The following is a 14,967-nucleotide window of genomic DNA, read 5'->3' as shown; positions in this document are numbered from 1 at the left end:
TCCGCAGCGCGAACGATGAGTGATCTTGCGTTCGCATTATCGGCGAGACATGCAGCGCAGTCATCGACCTTGCGACGATCACTGCCTTTCAGCCCCTTACTCTCGCCGAGATGATGTTTCTCGCCGATGTGACCTGCGACTAGAACAACTATCCTATTGAAGTAATCTGCATCGGAGTCCAAGTCATCGAATGCACCACTGACCCTGCCTCGTACACCGTCAACGCCGACGATCGTCATCAAGGCGATCGGTACGCCGGTTGCCCAGCGCACCAGTGCATGTCCGCATTCATGCGCTGCAATCCGACGAGCTTCGCGGATGTCTGCGGTGCGAGAGTGAAGCATTATTTGCGATACATGCGCTCGCGCCGCAACATGCGCTGGCGAGTCTCCATACGAAATTTCGCCAAGCGGTTATACTCAGCCGGGTCTGCGATGTCGCGATTACCGCCCCATTGCCTAATCTGCGCATCAGGGTCTGCCGGACAGGAGACAATTGAGCACTCGTACAACGACCAGCGCGTGGCAGTGAAAACGTAATCAGCTTCTCCAACGCGAAGACGCTCTTTTGCTGGATCGATCACTCGTCCATCTTCGTCTGTGATCTCCCAGCTCTGTACGGAATAGCCTATCGAAATTGCATTTGCTTCGCCACGCTGAACCATTCCGAAGGCTGCTTTGCCTGCATCGGTCTTGTGGAATTGAAGACGGCCTACCAGTGACGATCCTTCAAACCACACCGCGGCAAGCTTGCCGATCGAACTTCCAAGGATGCTTTCCTGCCGGTGTGTATCCAAGACAGGTGCGACTCCTTTTTCAACGCGAGAGATGTCAACCGCTTTTGGCGTGATCGCTAGTCGCTCAACGCCGTAAGCGCGAACCACGTCAGAGCCCTTCGACAAGACGGCATCGACGCTGCGGTTAGTTAAATCGAGTGTGCGGGGACTGCCGCCTGAGGCGTACCGTCGTTCGGTCGATAAGCGCGTCCAGCCGGGCGGACCCAATAATTTATTCATTTTGTGTTATCCCTATCAGAAGCCCGCGAAGTTCTGCGTGAGCTTGCCATTGATGCGCTCTTGCATATGCGCATCGACCTTGTGCTGATCGAAGCCGAACGCGACCTTCATCTGTTGCAGGTTCTCGTCGTCGAGATCGACAATCCCAGTCACAGAAGGATGCAGAGAGACGATGCCACGACCAATGTTGTTTTTCTTCCATGCGGGAGAGCCAACTGCGCAGGCATAGCCAAGACGTTCGGCCTTGTCGGCGGTAGCGGTCGGCATATCAGCCGTGGACTGCTTCGCAGCGGCCTTCACTTCGTTGTCGTCGTGACGCCATTTAACATCGGCGAGCACCAGCATGCGGCGGGTCTCGATGGCGGGTTTCGCGACTACTTCGACAGGCGCGTGAGCATGCTCAACCGGCATCGACGGCGAGATCGAGCCGGAGCGCAAACCGGAGATCATGAACGCAACTTCCTCTTCCGCATGATTGAGAGCTAGTTCAAGGTCGTGAGGAAGCATCCCGACCAGCTCGTGAACCTGACGGATGAGATGACTGTCCGAAACCAGCGGCTCGGCTGCGCGGTGCAAGTCGGCCAGTGCCGTCGATGCTACAGCGATCTTGCGCCGCAGCTCTTCGAGCGCAGTTTCTTTATCCTTCGCGACACCTTCCGCAATCTGCATGCGAACCGCCGCATCATGGCTTTTAGTCGCGTCGGCGATCTCGGCATCGACGATCTTGAGAACGCCTTCGCGGCGTTTAAGACGTGTTTCAATGGTGCCGATCTTGGCATTGATTTTTGCCTCGCCAGCTTCGTCGCCGTCAGCGAAGAGGCGTTCCGATTGCTTGCCGAGTGCGAGAAGTTCAGCACGATCGTTGCCGATCGCGGATGCCATTGCCGCGCGCCTCACTTGCGCGTCGGAGAGCGTAGCGGCGAGCTTCTTAATGTCGTTATGGGCGCTAGTGCCCATGATCAGGTTCATGAGTCCCAAGGTGATGTTCCTATCTTTCGAATGTTGGTTGGCGTTGAACGCGGGTCCTACCTATGGCGCGGAGGACAGACCGCACATCGGCTAACATATTGATTTCATTGATGTGGTATTTAGTTACTTCCGTGTCTTTTTGATCACAGTTTTGTGAGCGGATGGTTTTCGTGCTTTACACCGTGAGATCGCCGTCCACAGTTCGCCGACGAAACGTTCGACCGCCTCCGGGATTTCGTCGCCGGGAAGGTAGTCGCCAATCATCCATGCGATCATGGGCATGATCTCGGTCTCGATCTTTTCCTCGACCACTTCCTTCCGAAAGCAAGCCAAGCGTTTCGATTGATCGCGCCGCGTTTCGAACAGAACGCGGGCCAGTCTCAAACGACGAGCCGCTTCTGCGGAAGGAAGCCTGCGACTAGTCTCGGCCAGCCGGTCGCGTTCCATGGCGTCGGCGCTATCGGGTTGGCGTCCGGAGTGGTGCGGATAGGAAGGCTGCGCACCATGATCAACCGTGATACGCGGGACGTGAGCGAAGCTCCGTTCCGAAGGATCATTCCAGCTCGCAGGGACGGCGTAGGTATCGAAGTCGATCGCGTCGAGGGTAGTCGCCTGTTCGTTGTTATCCCTCATGGGCGGCCTTCTCGACGGCACGGGCAATGTGCCCATCGGCGATGCTGTTGAGAACGGCGCGCATATGCCGATCGAGTTCGTGGTGGATTTCGGCGCGGCTGAGACCGACAAGCCTATGGGCGAGCTGACCCGGTGAGCTGAGCAGAAGCTCCCTCAAGGCCGTCATCGATCGCGTCATGGCGACCTTCAAATCGAGGATCGGTGCCCATCCGCTCGATGTCTGCCGGGCACGGGCTTCAGCCTCTTCAGCCTTGGCTACCATGAACCTCGTGCGGGCGGCGCTGAGGGAGGCGTCGCCTTCGCCACCGGCACCACGGCCTTGCGCCGTAGCCCTGAGCTTCGCGAGGTAGGCAAGCCTACAGGTATCGAGGTCGTAGTCGGCCCGAGCCTGACGTTCAATTGTGCCGTTATCCAGCAGCTCGTTGACCCGCTTGACACTCAATCCGAGATGTTGCGCAAGCTCTGCAACACTGCGACCGCGCGTCCTTTCATGTTCTAAAGCCCGGATATGGCCTTGCACCACGGCGACGAGCCGGAAGCGAACGGGATTGCGTGTCTCCGGAGTGATCCAGCCGTCCTTGACAAGTTTCTGGAACTCTTTGGGCGACACCATGATCAGGCGTTGCGCCATGTCATCGGAAATCAACCCGGTTTCTGTCTGATCTGTCATTTTTGTACCTTTTTGCATATAATTATCTCACCACTCTACTGATTTTCCGAACGTACCGAACTCAGCAGCGCGAGCGCCACCATGGGGTGTTCGGATTACCGGAAGAACCTAAAGCCTATTGCAGGGCGATCCAGAGCCTTCATTTCCTGATGACCGCTTCGCGCTACACTTTCCGTAGCGCTACTGCGAGCCGGTGCGGGACCTACCTCCGGCCTTGCCGTGGAAGGGTAACCATTGCCTATTAGGCGCGATGCCTTCGCTTCCTTTTGCCCCGCTCCAAGCCGGTCAGCATCGCTCTGCTACCCGCTCGATCGGAGAGCAGAGAGCATCGCTTACGCTCTCGCTCATCAGGCGCTTCATGCACTCGATCAGTGTGAGTGTTTGGCTCTTGTGGTGTTGGCGCTGCGGGTCTCGACGAGCATCGTCGCCAGCATGCCGTTTGCTGAGTCTGCGCGAGTCCGTGGTGCGTTTAATCCGATCGGTGCTGCTCAGTAAGCCTGCTACGTCAACGCGCTCAGTGAGTCTGCTAGGAGCTTTCCGGCAACCGGGTCTGGATGATCACCACAGCGCGGATGTCAAGCTTCACCCAAGCGGCAATCTGCCCATAGGGCAGGATGAGCTATGGCAGTGGGTATCGGCGATTGCCGAACTGCTCGACGTTCAGCATCTTGCAAAGCAATAGTCACTGGCCGTTTCGGCCAGTCAGAGCATCGGTTCACTGGCAGCGTTGCCAGTCGTCAAGTTGTCCAATGCCTATCGTAGGCAGCGGGTCCAGCCGATCGATGTCAAGCTGAGCTTTAATTCTGCAATTATTGCAGAGTTTCCGGGATGGCGTCCCGCAATCGTTGCGCATCGGCCTGAACGTTTGGGCCGGTACTACAAACTGAACCTTGCTGCCTTGTGTATCGCGTGTTCGTTTACGCCATGCTCGAAAAGCGGCGCGAGTTATTGGCACTTGCGTTAGATGTCAAGTCGTGATTGTCACTGTCCGAAACTGACAGTCACGAAGCCCCAAGCCAAAGGCCGACATTAGAGAAGGCGTACCCGGCAAAACACATGCTCATGCCGACATTCCCCTTGCGGTACTGATCAAAGGCGATTGCCACGTAGAGCAACCGTCACCGTCTCGCCAGCAGCAGCACGTTCGATGACTTCGGTACGGACTTCTGGCGTAGTCGTTGGCGACGCCAGTGCGTAAAGAACTCCGGGGTTCAGGCTTTCCAGCTCCGCACCGTGCGCAATTCGGCCTCCAAATGTCTCAGCAACATTCATGAAGCGCTTCGCGCTGTCATAACTCATGTCGAACTCTCGTTCGACCCAAGCAGTAAATCCTCCTTCTCTTCCGGCCATTCGCCCGTCAGGATTACGCAATGGAGTTGTTGGCGTCAGCCGCGCCCTAACCGCATTCAACTCCCTCCCAATCTCAATGATATCCTGTGCTGTACGGGACATGCGAAGACGGATGCGGGTAGCGGATCACGACTATTTCGCTGCATCTGTCCATTTCGTGGCGAGCGTCGCCCTATAACGCCCATCGCCAACACCTTTGTGCGCCGAGAGATACCCGGCATATCGTAGCCGTTTGATGGCCATGATCATGCCGTAGTTGACCCTGAGCGTTATATCGGCCTGACCGGGTTCAGCACAGGCGGCGATTGCTTCCGCCGTCTTGATCAATGCGGCATCAAGTGACGGATCGAGCCGGGCGGCCTTGATCAGTGCTGCCCGGTATTCGTCAGTCTTTAGTGCGGCAATTGCTACACTTTGATCGTCATCGCCGTCGAGATAGGCGAATAGCTCATCAAGGTTTTTGATGCTGCGGGTCTTCGTGGCGACGGCCTGATGTGATGGCCGGGACATGCGGTCAACGAGTTTCATTTCGAGCCCCTTGCGTATGCGTCGCAGAGCTTATGCTGGCGCGGCTCTTTGCCGACGAGCAGCGTCTTCATCCTGCTAAGATCGTTTCCGACACAACGGTCGATCTTTGTGCATCCAGCGAACGGGACCGCAGTCTGAGCCGCCGCGACCAGCTCTTTGAGGTCGAGAACGCCATCTGCAATCTGCCACATGATCCAACGTTGGCGACGCGTAAGATCGTATGGTCCCGCCGTGCTGATAAGCTCCTTAATGATCTGCGTTTGCGCGACCGTAGGACGCGCGCCACACTCTTCCATCTGATGCGTGATCCAAGTCGGCCAGTAGGCATTGCGACGACACAGGGTAAGAAGCCTGTCGAAGTTGCCTCCAGCCCATGCAATCATTGCGTCGTAATCATCTGACGGCGGCGGCTGTTTGGACGCCTCAGTCCGCTGTTTGTAAGCGTCGAGTGAAACTACATTGCTCATCTATTCGTTTCCTTTGGCTTTTGGACCTTGCCGCGCGCCCCAGAGGGGCGCGGCGCTTGGCCGATTGAATTTGTCTTTCGATGATCCTAGCGATGGTCGATAGCGCGCCATTCCATTCGCGCGTCATTGCATCGTCTGCGTCGATTTTTCCGGCACTAACTGTGCTTCGCACTAGTGGGGGCGTATTCGTCCGGACAGTCCGGACATCATACAGAATGCCTGCTTTTTTCCGCTCGAAGTAGGTGGTCCTGCCAATGCCGAGTTTCTTCCACGGCTGCGTTTGTGCCAGCGACTGGCAACGCGGCTTCGCGCCCTTGGCGTGGCGACGTTGAGCCCGGCCTTCATTCTTGCGCGAACGGCGGCGAGTGGTGCGAGCATCGACGTTCATGTCGATTGCGCCAATCGTGACGATCTTGAGCTGTTGCCGATCGGCGAACGTCAATTCAAGCTCTGCCGCGAGTGCATCGGCCTTCCATTTGCGACGGCGGCGGCGGTTGAACGCTTCGTCAATCATGGCCTCGTGTTCATCATCATCGAGCCATGGTGCCCATTCGTCGGCAAAATCCCGTACCGACTTGTCGGGGTTGGCACGGTCGCTATCGGCGATGTGGACTAGGGCGATATCGAGCAGCCTGCGACCAGTGTCGCTATCTGGGAGCTGGTCGCCAAAGCGATGGGCGAATACCCTCGCCAATTCCCTCACACGGGTTCGGGCGATGAAAACAGCTTTCGGAACGCTTGGTCTAAGCCGACGATGAGCGCGCCTTTCTACCTTGCGCCCTTGCTTTGCGGAGTTATTTGACATATAAAATAATTCTTTGTTTGGTGTTTATGATGTTGGAGAGAGCCGCCCCGCACGGGCGGCTTTTTCATTTTCGGGCGGCGACTAGATGATCGAACTCGTCCTCAGCAAAGCGCCCATCTGCTTCGCGGCGACTGATCTCGTCGCCAACCGCGTCGAGCCATTGATGCATGTGCGGATCGGCATCGAAGTCCGGGTCTTGAATAAGACCATACTGATCGACTAGCTGCGCGTTCGACATGAGATCGAGCGCGAAGACCGGTTGCTTGGTGATGGCGGCCATTTGCATTGATACTCTCTGATGTTCGGGGTGAAACGAAAAACGCCCCCGATCTCTCGGAGGCGTTCTGAATTTTTGAAGCTGGCTTGCGCAGGGACAGTAACGTGCGCGCGAATAGAGTCGATGAAAGGGCAAATGTCGAGGCCGTTCGGCCGTCTCGCGCCCTTCTACAAATCCGAAAAATCAAAGAAATGCCTGTCTCACAGCGGTTTCTTGAATTCTCACGCGCTGATCACATTTTCGTGATATGAATAGATACCGGGTTGACTTGTCAAGTAAAACTTGTCTTGGACGCTTGAAGATTACAGCGCGTTAAGGTCCCTTCACGTCTGCGGCAAAAACTGATGGGCCGGGACTCCATTCGCACATGGCGACTTGCCGACTCCGATGACGGCGATACATCGCGAGGCATGTCATCACGTCATCATTGTCGCCGTTGCCGCACCAAGCTTGACACTCCAACGGAGAACCCGCGCAGTGCATTCTGCAGCCGTGGTTGCTTCAGGATGCATTACGCCGCTCGGTGCCTCGTCTGCGAAAAGTCATTCAAGCGCACCAGCGGACGCCAGCTCGTATGCTCTCGGCCATCCTGTAAGATCGAATATCAGTCACTCCGTAAACATGGCGTTCTCGGGCGCTTTTGCGGGGATGGTGCTGACCATGCGGTTATCGTTTCTGGCGACCCTATTTCTGTAGGGTCTACGAGGCATGATAAGCGGCCTGCAGCGTCCTATTGGCGTCATGTTGCGGGACCTGTACCCGCAAGCCTGCATCTGGTCGTCGTCGGCATTCCGCTTATCGTCGGTCCTGTTGCTGCGGAGGTCGCTCGCCAGAACCGGGAGGGGGTTCACAATGCGAACATCCTTATGCCGGTCACCATCGGGAGCCGTTCGGATTACCGTAAGTTCTTCGGGAGCAAGGGGACCGGCGTAAGTCCTTCGACTAATCCTACCGAAGAGGGGCACCCAGTATCTTCAGGGGTGCGTCGGTGACTGCCAAGTCGATCTCCGATCAGACCTGTTATCCGCCGCGCGCCATGAGGGCAGAGCGTGCCGCTGCCTACTTGGATTTGAGCAAGTCAACGTTCCTGCGACTGGTTGAGGATGGCGTGATGCCTCAGCCGATCAGGATCAAAGGCGTGGTGTGCTGGGATCGGCTCGACCTTGATGCAGCGTTCGAAGGCTTCAAGGGGATCGATCAGTCATCAGAGAACACCATGCATAAGCTGTTAGGTATGGGATGACGATCATGACCACGAAACGCAAACATCTCTACAGGAAGCCGGTCCCATTAAAGACCGGCTCTTTCTATGTCTACTTCCGGCACCCGAAGACCGGGAAGCTGACACCGCTGCCGCAGGATGAGGAGTCGGCAGCGTTCGGCGTAGCCTACGACAACTTGCTGGCGTCACTGACGGCCAAGCCTCGTGATCCGAATGTGAGGATCAAGCGCAACGTCGATACCGGCAACGTCAAGTATCTGCCGGGTACGCTTGGATGGTTCGTTGAGCAGTATCTCGGCTCGGAGGCATTCAATCCGGATAGCAAGAAAGCCTACGCCAAGGGGACGCGAGACAACTACCGTAGAGCGCTGGACCTTTTGAAGGCGCGGCTAGGGGCGGGCACTCTCGCCGATCTCGATCAGGAGGCCGTCGAAGTTTACAGCGCAGAGATCGCTCGCCAGCATGGGCCATCGGCGGGTGACGATCAGATAGCCATGATCAGCAACCTTTGGCAGTTCGCCACCGGCTTCCGGGAGTTCAAGCGGAAGGGCAGGATCAATCCGACTACCCGGATCACGCGGCACTATGAGCACGACGGCGAGGGGCATCTCGCATGGACTGAGGACGCGATTGAGAAGTTCGACTCCGATTGCCCATGGCATCTCAAGTTCGTTCGCATGGGCCTGCATTACACCGGCCAGCGCGGCGGCGATGTCGTCAAGATGAAATGGGAGGACTTCGACGGCAAGCGCCTGCATGTCGTACAAGAAAAGACCGGAAAGAAGCTTTGGCTGAACTGCCCGAAGCCGTTGCTTGAAGTGCTGAAACGTGAGCAGCGGCGGACCAACCGGGAGCACATCTTCCATCACGCCTATGATGCGCCATACGCCAACGCGCAGACCTTGAGCCATGCTATCCGCAATCGCCTGCATGATCTCGGCCTGACTGACTTCACCATGCATGGTCTGAGGAAGAATGCCGGGATGGAATTGGCGCTTGCCGGTTGCACCGTCCCTGAGATCATGGCGGTACTCGGTCACAAGACTCCCAAGATGGCGTTGTTCTATTGCCAGCAAGCCCAGCAAGCCACTATGAACGAGAATGCAGTCGTGAAATGGGATGCTGCAATCGAGGCTGGCGCTGCCCGGAAGGCGGCGACCAAGAGGGCACAGTTCGCCGTAATCGGGAAACTGGGAAATACCCAGCGCAAAGCGTAGAGAACCTATGGGAAGTCGTTGATTTGTCTGGACTGTTAGACACCGCAATAATTATTGAGTATCTTGCGGCCGGCGATTCCCGTTAAGGGACCGTGTCGCCGCTTCGGCAAATTTTCGGCGATTTTTGGGGACATTGAACCGCATGTGCGGCATCGTCGGCATTCTTGGACGCGCTCCGGTCGCGGAGCAATTGGTGGATTCGCTCAAGCGGCTGGAGTATCGCGGCTATGATTCAGCCGGCGTCGCCACGCTGGAGGGCGGCGGGGTCGCGCGGCGCCGCGCCGAGGGCAAGCTGAAGAATCTGGAAGCCCGGCTCGAGGCGAAACCGCTCGCCGGCCACACCGGCATCGGCCACACCCGCTGGGCGACCCACGGCAGGCCGACCGAGAACAACGCTCATCCGCATGCGACCGGACGCGTCGCAGTGGTCCACAACGGCATCATCGAGAATTTCCGCGAGCTGCGCGAGGAGCTCGAAGCCAAGGGCACGGTGTTCACGACCGAGACCGACACCGAGGTCGTGGTGCACCTGGTCGATCACCTGCTCAAGGGCGGCGTCAAGCCGATCGAGGCGGTGAGGGCGGTGCTGTCGCAGTTGCGCGGCGCGTTCGCGCTAGGCTTCATCTTCGCCGGCGAGGACGATCTGATGATCGGCGCCCGCAACGGCCCGCCGCTCGCGGTCGGTCATGGCGACGGCGAGATGTATCTCGGTTCGGACGCGATCGCGCTCGGGCCGTTCACCGACACGGTCAGCTATCTTGAGGACGGCGACTGGGTGGTGCTGACCCGCAAGGGCGCGACCATCTTCGACAAGGACAATGCGATCGTTCACCGCGAGGCGATCAAGCACACCACTGCGACTGCTCTGGTCGACAAGGCCAACTACCGGCATTTCATGGCGAAGGAGATCCACGAGCAGCCGGAAGTGGTCGGGCACACGCTCGCCCGCTATGTCGACATGGCGACCGAGCGCGTCACGCTGCCGGTGAAGCTGCCGTTCGACTTCAAAGACATCCAGCGCGTCTCGATCACGGCCTGCGGCACCGCGAGCTATGCCGGCTTCATCGGACGGTACTGGCTGGAACGGTTTGCTCGGCTGCCGGTCGAGCTCGATGTGGCCTCGGAATTCCGCTACCGCGAGGCGCCGCTGCGCAAGGGCGATCTCGCAATCTTCATCTCGCAGTCCGGCGAGACCGCCGACACGCTGGCCGCGCTGCGCTACGCCAAGGCGCAGGGCGCGCACACGCTGTCGGTCGTCAACGTGCCGACCTCGACGATCGCGCGCGAAAGCGAGATCGTGCTGCAGACGGTGGCCGGCCCGGAGATCGGGGTCGCCTCGACCAAGGCCTTCACCTGCCAGCTCATGGTGCTGGCCTCGCTCGCGGTCGCCGCCGGCAGGGCGCGCGGCGAGCTCTCCGACGCCGATGAGGCCAAGCTGGTGCACGGGCTGGTCGAGATCCCGCGTCTGATGTCGGAGGCGCTGACGATCGAGCCGCAGATCGAGAAGCTGGCGCGCGAGCTCTCGAAGTCGCGCGACGTGCTCTATCTCGGCCGCGGCACCAGCTATCCGTTGGCGCTGGAGGGCGCGCTGAAGCTGAAGGAAATCTCCTACATCCATGCCGAGGGCTACGCCGCAGGCGAGCTCAAGCACGGGCCGATCGCGCTGATCGACGAGCACATGCCGGTCGTGGTGATCGCGCCCTACGACAAGGTGTTCGAGAAGACAGTCTCCAACATGCAGGAGGTCGCTGCGCGCGGCGGCAAGATCATCCTGATGACCGACGCCAAGGGGGCGGCCGAGGCGACGATCCAATCGCTGGTGACGATCGTCATGCCGGACATGGGGGCGGCCTTCGCGCCGATCGTTTATGCCGTCCCGGTGCAGCTGTTGGCCTATCATACCGCCGTGGTGATGGGCACCGACGTCGATCAGCCGCGGAATCTGGCAAAATCGGTCACGGTCGAATAGTCGCAAGCGCCGCCGGAACGAGCCTCTTCAAAAACCCGCTGGGATGGCTTAGCTGGGTAGTGAATCACGGCCGCTCGACGACCTGGAACCGCAATGACTTCCAACCAAGTGCCTCCCCTCAAGCCGGGTGACCTGCCGCCGGACGCCCCCCGGGGGCTGATGGCGCGCTTCCGCAACTATTTCCTGACCGGCCTGGTCGTGGCCGGACCGGTTGCGATCACCCTGTACCTGACCTGGTGGTTCGTGACCTGGGTCGACGGCCTGGTGCGCCCGTTTGTGCCGGTCACCTACCGCCCCGAGACCTATCTGCCGTTCGGGCTGCCGGGCGCGGGCCTGGTCGTGGCGGTGATCGCGCTGACGCTGCTGGGGTTCCTGACCGCGAACCTGGTTGGCCGCTCGTTGCTCGACCTCGGCGAGAGGCTGCTCGGGCGGATTCCGGCCGTGCGCGCGATCTATCGCGGCCTGAAGCAGGTGTTCGAGACGCTGTTCTCCAGCAATGGATCGAGCTTCCGCCGCGTCGGGCTGGTCGAGTTTCCGTCACCGGGCATGTGGTCGATCGTGCTGATCTCGCAGTCGCCGAGCCCGGACGTGTCGGCCAGCCTGCCGGGCAACGAGGAGCATATGTCCGTGTTCCTGCCGTGCTCGCCGAACCCGACCACCGGTTTCTTCTTCTACGTGCCGAAGAGCAAGATCATCGAGGTCGAGATGAGTGCCGAGGATGCCGCGACGCTGATCATGTCGGCCGGCGTGGTGCAGCCCGGCACCAACGATCAGAAGCGCGCCGCGGCGCTCGCCGGAATGGCCAATGCCGCGCGCATCGCCAACCAGGCGTCGCTGCAGCCGCCGACGCCGGCCAAGGTCGAGGGCTGACGGGACGTTCCGGAAGCAGCGCGGCCGTGGCGCATGGCCGACCCACCTTCGAACGGAGGTCACGATGTCTATGACCATTGCGATCCTAGCACCGGGCGCCATGGGCAGCGCGGTCGCGCAACGCTTGACCGGGCGCGGCGCGCGCGTGCTGACCTCGCTCGAAGGCCGCAGCGCCGCCACAGCGCAGCGCGCGCACGACGCCGGCATGATCGCGGCCGATGATGCCGAGATCGCTTGCGCCGACATCATCCTGTCGATCGTGCCACCGAGCGAGGCGGTGACGCTTGCCGAGCGGCTCGCAGCTGCGATCACGCGAGAGCAAACCGCGCCCGTGGTGGTCGATTGCAACGCGGTCAGCGTCGAGACCGTCGGCAAGATCGAGGAGATCATCGCATCGTCGGGTGCGCGTTTCGTCGACGCAGGGATCATCGGCTTTCCGCCGCGGCCGGTCCATTCGGGGCCGGCATTCTTCGTGTCGGGCGAGCACACCGGCGACGTCACCGTGCTCCGCGATCTCGGGCTCGACATCCGCATCGTCGAGGGACCGGTCGGCGCGGCCTCCGCGCTGAAGATGTCCTATGCGGGCATCAACAAGGGCGTGACCGCGGTCGCCGCCGCGATGGTGCTCGCGGCCACCCGCGCCGGCGCGGCCGACGCGCTGCGCGATGAGCTCGCGCGAAGCCAGCCGCAACTGCTCGCCAAGCTCGACGTGGCGTTGCCGGACATGGTGCCGAAAGCCTACCGCTGGGTCGCCGAGATGCGCGAGATCGCGGCCTTCCTCGGCCCCGATCACCCCGCGAACCTCGTCTACGAGGGCTTTGCCCGCCTGTTCGACCACATCGCCGCCGACGAGAAAGGCGCGCGGACGGACGTCGCGCAGCTGATGGCATTTGTGAAGGGTGGCAAGGTGGGAGAGGTCTGACGCTCTCTCACCGTCATTGCGAGGAGCGAAGCGACGAAGCAATCCATGCATCCGCATACGCGGAGAGATGGATTGCTTCGCTTCGCTCGCAATGACGGTGGGGAGGAAGTTCGGAACGCCGGGATTATACGAGCGTGCTGTAGAGATCGCTCCAGTCGGGGTTCAGCGCTTCGATCAGTGCAATCTTCTTCGCCCGGCTGCCTGCCTTGATCTGCTTCTCCCGTGCGATCGCGTCGAGCATGGTGCCGTGAAGTTCATACCAGACCAGTATCTTGCAGCCATACTTGGCGGAGAAGCCCTCGACCAGACCTTCCCGGTATTCGAACGCGCGCTTGAGTGGGTTGGAGGTGACGCCGGTGTAGATGGTCCCGTGACGCTTGCTCGCGACGATATAGACGCAGGGTTGCTTCATTGTCTTCTCCGAACCCCAACGTATACCGTCATTGCGAGGAGCGATAGCGACGAAGCAATCCATCCATCCACTCGTGCGGAGCGATGGATTGCTTCGCTTCGCTCGCAATGACGGTGGTGAGAACGTTACCCCGCGCCGATCAGCGGGACGGCTTCGTCGCGTTCGTAGAGGTAGAGCAGGCAGCGCAGTGCCTCGCCGCGCTCGCCTTTCAGCTTCGGATTGTCCTTCATGATCCGCAGCGCCTCGTCGCGAGCCTGCGTGATCAGCTGGGCGTGCACGTCGGAGCGCGCGATGCGGTAGCCGGGCAGGCCGCTCTGCCTGATCCCGAGCACGTCGCCTTCGCCACGCAGCTTCAGATCTTCTTCGGCGATCCTGAAACCGTCGGTCGTTTCGCGGATCACCTTCAGCCGCGCCTTCGACATTTCGCCCAGCGGCTCCTTGTAGAGCAGGAGGCAGGTCGAGGCCTCCGAGCCGCGGCCGATGCGGCCGCGCAGCTGATGCAGTTGTGCGAGGCCGAAGCGCTCGGCGTTCTCGATCACCATGATGGTCGCGGCCGGCACGTCGACACCGACCTCGACCACGGTCGTCGCAACCAGAAGGCTGATCTCGTGCGCGACGAACTGCGCCATCACGCGATCCTTCTCGGTGCCCTTCATCTGGCCGTGGACAAGGCCGACGCGTTCGCCGAACCGCTTCTGCAGCGACTCGAAACGCTCCGTCGCGTTGGTCAGATGCTCGGTGCCCTCGGCCTCGGATTCATCGACCAGCGGGCAGATCCAGTAGATCAGCTTGCCGGCGTCGAGCGCGCGGCCGACGCCGTCCATCACGTCCTCGATCCGGCTCATCGGCACCGCGCGGGTGTCGATCGGCTGGCGGCCGGCGGGCTTTTCGCGCAGCTCGGAGACATCCATGTCGCCGAAATACGTCAGCACCAGCGTGCGCGGGATCGGGGTTGCGCTCAGCACCAGCACGTCGACCGCTTCGCCCTTGGAGGTCAGGGCGAGACGTTCGCGCACGCCGAAACGATGCTGCTCGTCGACGACGGCGAGCGCCAGCGCCTTGTAGATTACGTCGTCCTGGATCAGCGCATGGGTGCCGACCAGAAGATCGATCTCGCCGGCTTCGAGCCGCGCCAGCAGTTCGCGCCGCTCCTTGCCTTTCTCGCGACCGGTCAGGATCGCAACCCGCATGCCGGCGCGCTCGGCGAGCGGCGCGATGGTCTTGATGTGCTGGCGCGCCAGGATTTCGGTCGGCGCCATCAGCGCGGCCTGCTTGCCGGCTTCGGCCACGGCGGCCGCCGCAAGCAGCGCGACTACGGTCTTGCCGGAGCCGACGTCGCCCTGCACCAGCCGCAGCATGCGCACCGGCTGGCGCAGATCCTCGGTGATGGCCGCGACTGCGTCGCGCTGCGATTTGGTCAGCGCATAGGGCAGGGCGTCGATGACCTTCTTGCGCAGATGGCCGTCGCCGGCATTGCGGTCGCCGGCGGGGCGGCGAAGCGTCGCGCGGATCAGCGCCAGCGCCAATTGGCCGGCGAGCAGTTCGTCGAAGGCCAGCCGCGACCAGAACGGGCCGTCGGGCAAAATGTCGGTCAACTCGACCGGTACATGCACACGGGTCAGCGCCTCCCGGAGCGGCGGG

General features: G+C 60.5%; 17 protein-coding genes. 5 read left to right on the top strand and 12 right to left on the bottom strand.

Annotated elements, in window-relative coordinates; all coding sequences use genetic code 11:
* The 10 genes from AS156_RS43700 to AS156_RS06490 all read right to left on the bottom strand — a co-directional run.
* On the bottom strand, nucleotides 1-272 hold a 272-nt coding region (locus AS156_RS43700), incomplete at its 3' end, for a hypothetical protein (RefSeq protein WP_210184208.1).
* 71 nt (nucleotides 273-343) lie between these two features.
* Nucleotides 344-1,015: an HK97 family phage prohead protease gene (locus AS156_RS06530; RefSeq protein WP_082747263.1), complete on the bottom strand. Its 672-nt coding sequence runs from the start codon at nucleotides 1,013-1,015 to the stop codon at nucleotides 344-346.
* Between the two features lie 15 nt (nucleotides 1,016-1,030).
* Nucleotides 1,031-1,993 carry a hypothetical protein gene (locus AS156_RS06525; RefSeq protein WP_136626052.1) on the bottom strand — a complete coding sequence of 321 codons (963 nt, stop codon included), beginning with the start codon at nucleotides 1,991-1,993 and terminating at the stop codon, nucleotides 1,031-1,033.
* Between the two features lie 114 nt (nucleotides 1,994-2,107).
* Nucleotides 2,108-2,617, bottom strand: coding sequence for a hypothetical protein (locus AS156_RS06515; protein WP_066501548.1), 510 nt, complete (start codon nucleotides 2,615-2,617; stop codon nucleotides 2,108-2,110).
* Nucleotides 2,607-3,305, bottom strand: coding sequence for a hypothetical protein (locus tag AS156_RS06510; RefSeq protein ID WP_136626051.1), 699 nt, complete (start codon nucleotides 3,303-3,305; stop codon nucleotides 2,607-2,609). Before AS156_RS06510 ends, AS156_RS06515 begins: the two co-directional genes overlap by 11 nt.
* A gap of 1,071 nt (nucleotides 3,306-4,376) precedes the next feature.
* Nucleotides 4,377-4,586 carry a hypothetical protein gene (locus AS156_RS41815; RefSeq protein WP_136626050.1) on the bottom strand — a complete coding sequence of 70 codons (210 nt, stop codon included), beginning with the start codon at nucleotides 4,584-4,586 and terminating at the stop codon, nucleotides 4,377-4,379.
* A 183-nt stretch (nucleotides 4,587-4,769) separates the two neighbouring features.
* A complete protein-coding gene (locus AS156_RS06505) occupies nucleotides 4,770-5,165 on the bottom strand; it encodes a hypothetical protein (RefSeq protein WP_066501542.1) in 396 nt (131 codons plus the stop codon).
* On the bottom strand, nucleotides 5,162-5,632 hold the full coding sequence (locus AS156_RS06500) for a hypothetical protein (RefSeq protein WP_136626049.1): 471 nt from the start codon (nucleotides 5,630-5,632) through the stop codon (nucleotides 5,162-5,164). Before AS156_RS06500 ends, AS156_RS06505 begins: the two co-directional genes overlap by 4 nt.
* Nucleotides 5,589-6,326, bottom strand: coding sequence for a hypothetical protein (locus AS156_RS41810; protein WP_136626048.1), 738 nt, complete (start codon nucleotides 6,324-6,326; stop codon nucleotides 5,589-5,591). The genes AS156_RS06500 and AS156_RS41810 overlap by 44 nt, the downstream gene beginning before the upstream one ends.
* Nucleotides 6,327-6,501: 175 nt before the next feature.
* Nucleotides 6,502-6,717, bottom strand: coding sequence for a hypothetical protein (locus AS156_RS06490; protein WP_066498661.1), 216 nt, complete (start codon nucleotides 6,715-6,717; stop codon nucleotides 6,502-6,504).
* A gap of 985 nt (nucleotides 6,718-7,702) precedes the next feature.
* Between AS156_RS06490 and AS156_RS06480 the strand changes: the two genes are divergently transcribed.
* The 5 genes from AS156_RS06480 (at nucleotide 7,703) to AS156_RS06460 (ending at nucleotide 12,914) form a co-directional block, all read left to right on the top strand.
* The gene (locus tag AS156_RS06480; RefSeq protein WP_136626047.1) at nucleotides 7,703-7,957 is read left to right on the top strand and encodes a helix-turn-helix transcriptional regulator; all 255 of its coding nucleotides are present in this window, start codon (nucleotides 7,703-7,705) and stop codon (nucleotides 7,955-7,957) included.
* Nucleotides 7,954-9,153: a tyrosine-type recombinase/integrase gene (locus AS156_RS06475; protein WP_066501522.1), complete on the top strand. Its 1,200-nt coding sequence runs from the start codon at nucleotides 7,954-7,956 to the stop codon at nucleotides 9,151-9,153. Before AS156_RS06480 ends, AS156_RS06475 begins: the two co-directional genes overlap by 4 nt.
* Before the next feature lie 142 nt (nucleotides 9,154-9,295).
* Nucleotides 9,296-11,122, top strand: a complete 1,827-nt coding sequence (gene glmS, locus AS156_RS06470; RefSeq protein ID WP_066501520.1) for a glutamine--fructose-6-phosphate transaminase (isomerizing) — start codon at nucleotides 9,296-9,298, stop codon at nucleotides 11,120-11,122.
* Between the two features lie 93 nt (nucleotides 11,123-11,215).
* Complete coding sequence (locus AS156_RS06465; RefSeq protein ID WP_066501518.1) at nucleotides 11,216-11,992, top strand: DUF502 domain-containing protein; 777 nt, start codon at nucleotides 11,216-11,218, stop codon at nucleotides 11,990-11,992.
* Nucleotides 11,993-12,056: 64 nt separating this feature from the next.
* Complete coding sequence (locus AS156_RS06460) at nucleotides 12,057-12,914, top strand: NAD(P)-dependent oxidoreductase (RefSeq protein ID WP_066501513.1); 858 nt, start codon at nucleotides 12,057-12,059, stop codon at nucleotides 12,912-12,914.
* Nucleotides 12,915-13,038: 124 nt separating this feature from the next.
* Here the strand turns inward: AS156_RS06460 and AS156_RS06455 are convergent, their stop codons facing one another.
* The gene (locus AS156_RS06455) at nucleotides 13,039-13,326 is read right to left on the bottom strand and encodes a GIY-YIG nuclease family protein (RefSeq protein ID WP_066501511.1); all 288 of its coding nucleotides are present in this window, start codon (nucleotides 13,324-13,326) and stop codon (nucleotides 13,039-13,041) included.
* A gap of 125 nt (nucleotides 13,327-13,451) precedes the next feature.
* On the bottom strand, nucleotides 13,452-14,967 hold a 1,516-nt coding region (recG, locus tag AS156_RS06450), incomplete at its 5' end, for an ATP-dependent DNA helicase RecG (RefSeq protein WP_066501509.1).

Origin of the sequence: Bradyrhizobium macuxiense (assembly GCF_001542415.1) — a bacterium.
In the GTDB taxonomy this organism is placed as follows: Bacteria; Pseudomonadota; Alphaproteobacteria; order Rhizobiales; family Xanthobacteraceae; genus Bradyrhizobium; species Bradyrhizobium macuxiense.
The sequence above is the reverse complement of the archived record's forward strand: the minus strand, read 5'-3'. Positions and strand labels throughout refer to the sequence as shown.

Coding starts and splice junctions, on each gene's coding strand:
- AS156_RS06530 (WP_082747263.1), bottom strand. CDS start 1,015: ATGAATAAATTATTGGGTCCGCCCGGCTGGACGCGCTTATCGACCGAA.
- AS156_RS06515 (WP_066501548.1), bottom strand. CDS start 2,617: ATGAGGGATAACAACGAACAGGCGACTACCCTCGACGCGATCGACTTC.
- AS156_RS06510 (WP_136626051.1), bottom strand. CDS start 3,305: ATGCAAAAAGGTACAAAAATGACAGATCAGACAGAAACCGGGTTGATT.
- AS156_RS41815 (WP_136626050.1), bottom strand. CDS start 4,586: ATGAGTTATGACAGCGCGAAGCGCTTCATGAATGTTGCTGAGACATTT.
- AS156_RS06505 (WP_066501542.1), bottom strand. CDS start 5,165: ATGAAACTCGTTGACCGCATGTCCCGGCCATCACATCAGGCCGTCGCC.
- AS156_RS06500 (WP_136626049.1), bottom strand. CDS start 5,632: ATGAGCAATGTAGTTTCACTCGACGCTTACAAACAGCGGACTGAGGCG.
- AS156_RS06490 (WP_066498661.1), bottom strand. CDS start 6,717: ATGGCCGCCATCACCAAGCAACCGGTCTTCGCGCTCGATCTCATGTCG.
- AS156_RS06475 (WP_066501522.1), top strand. CDS start 7,954: ATGACGATCATGACCACGAAACGCAAACATCTCTACAGGAAGCCGGTC.
- glmS (WP_066501520.1), top strand. CDS start 9,296: ATGTGCGGCATCGTCGGCATTCTTGGACGCGCTCCGGTCGCGGAGCAA.
- AS156_RS06465 (WP_066501518.1), top strand. CDS start 11,216: ATGACTTCCAACCAAGTGCCTCCCCTCAAGCCGGGTGACCTGCCGCCG.
- AS156_RS06460 (WP_066501513.1), top strand. CDS start 12,057: ATGTCTATGACCATTGCGATCCTAGCACCGGGCGCCATGGGCAGCGCG.
- AS156_RS06455 (WP_066501511.1), bottom strand. CDS start 13,326: ATGAAGCAACCCTGCGTCTATATCGTCGCGAGCAAGCGTCACGGGACC.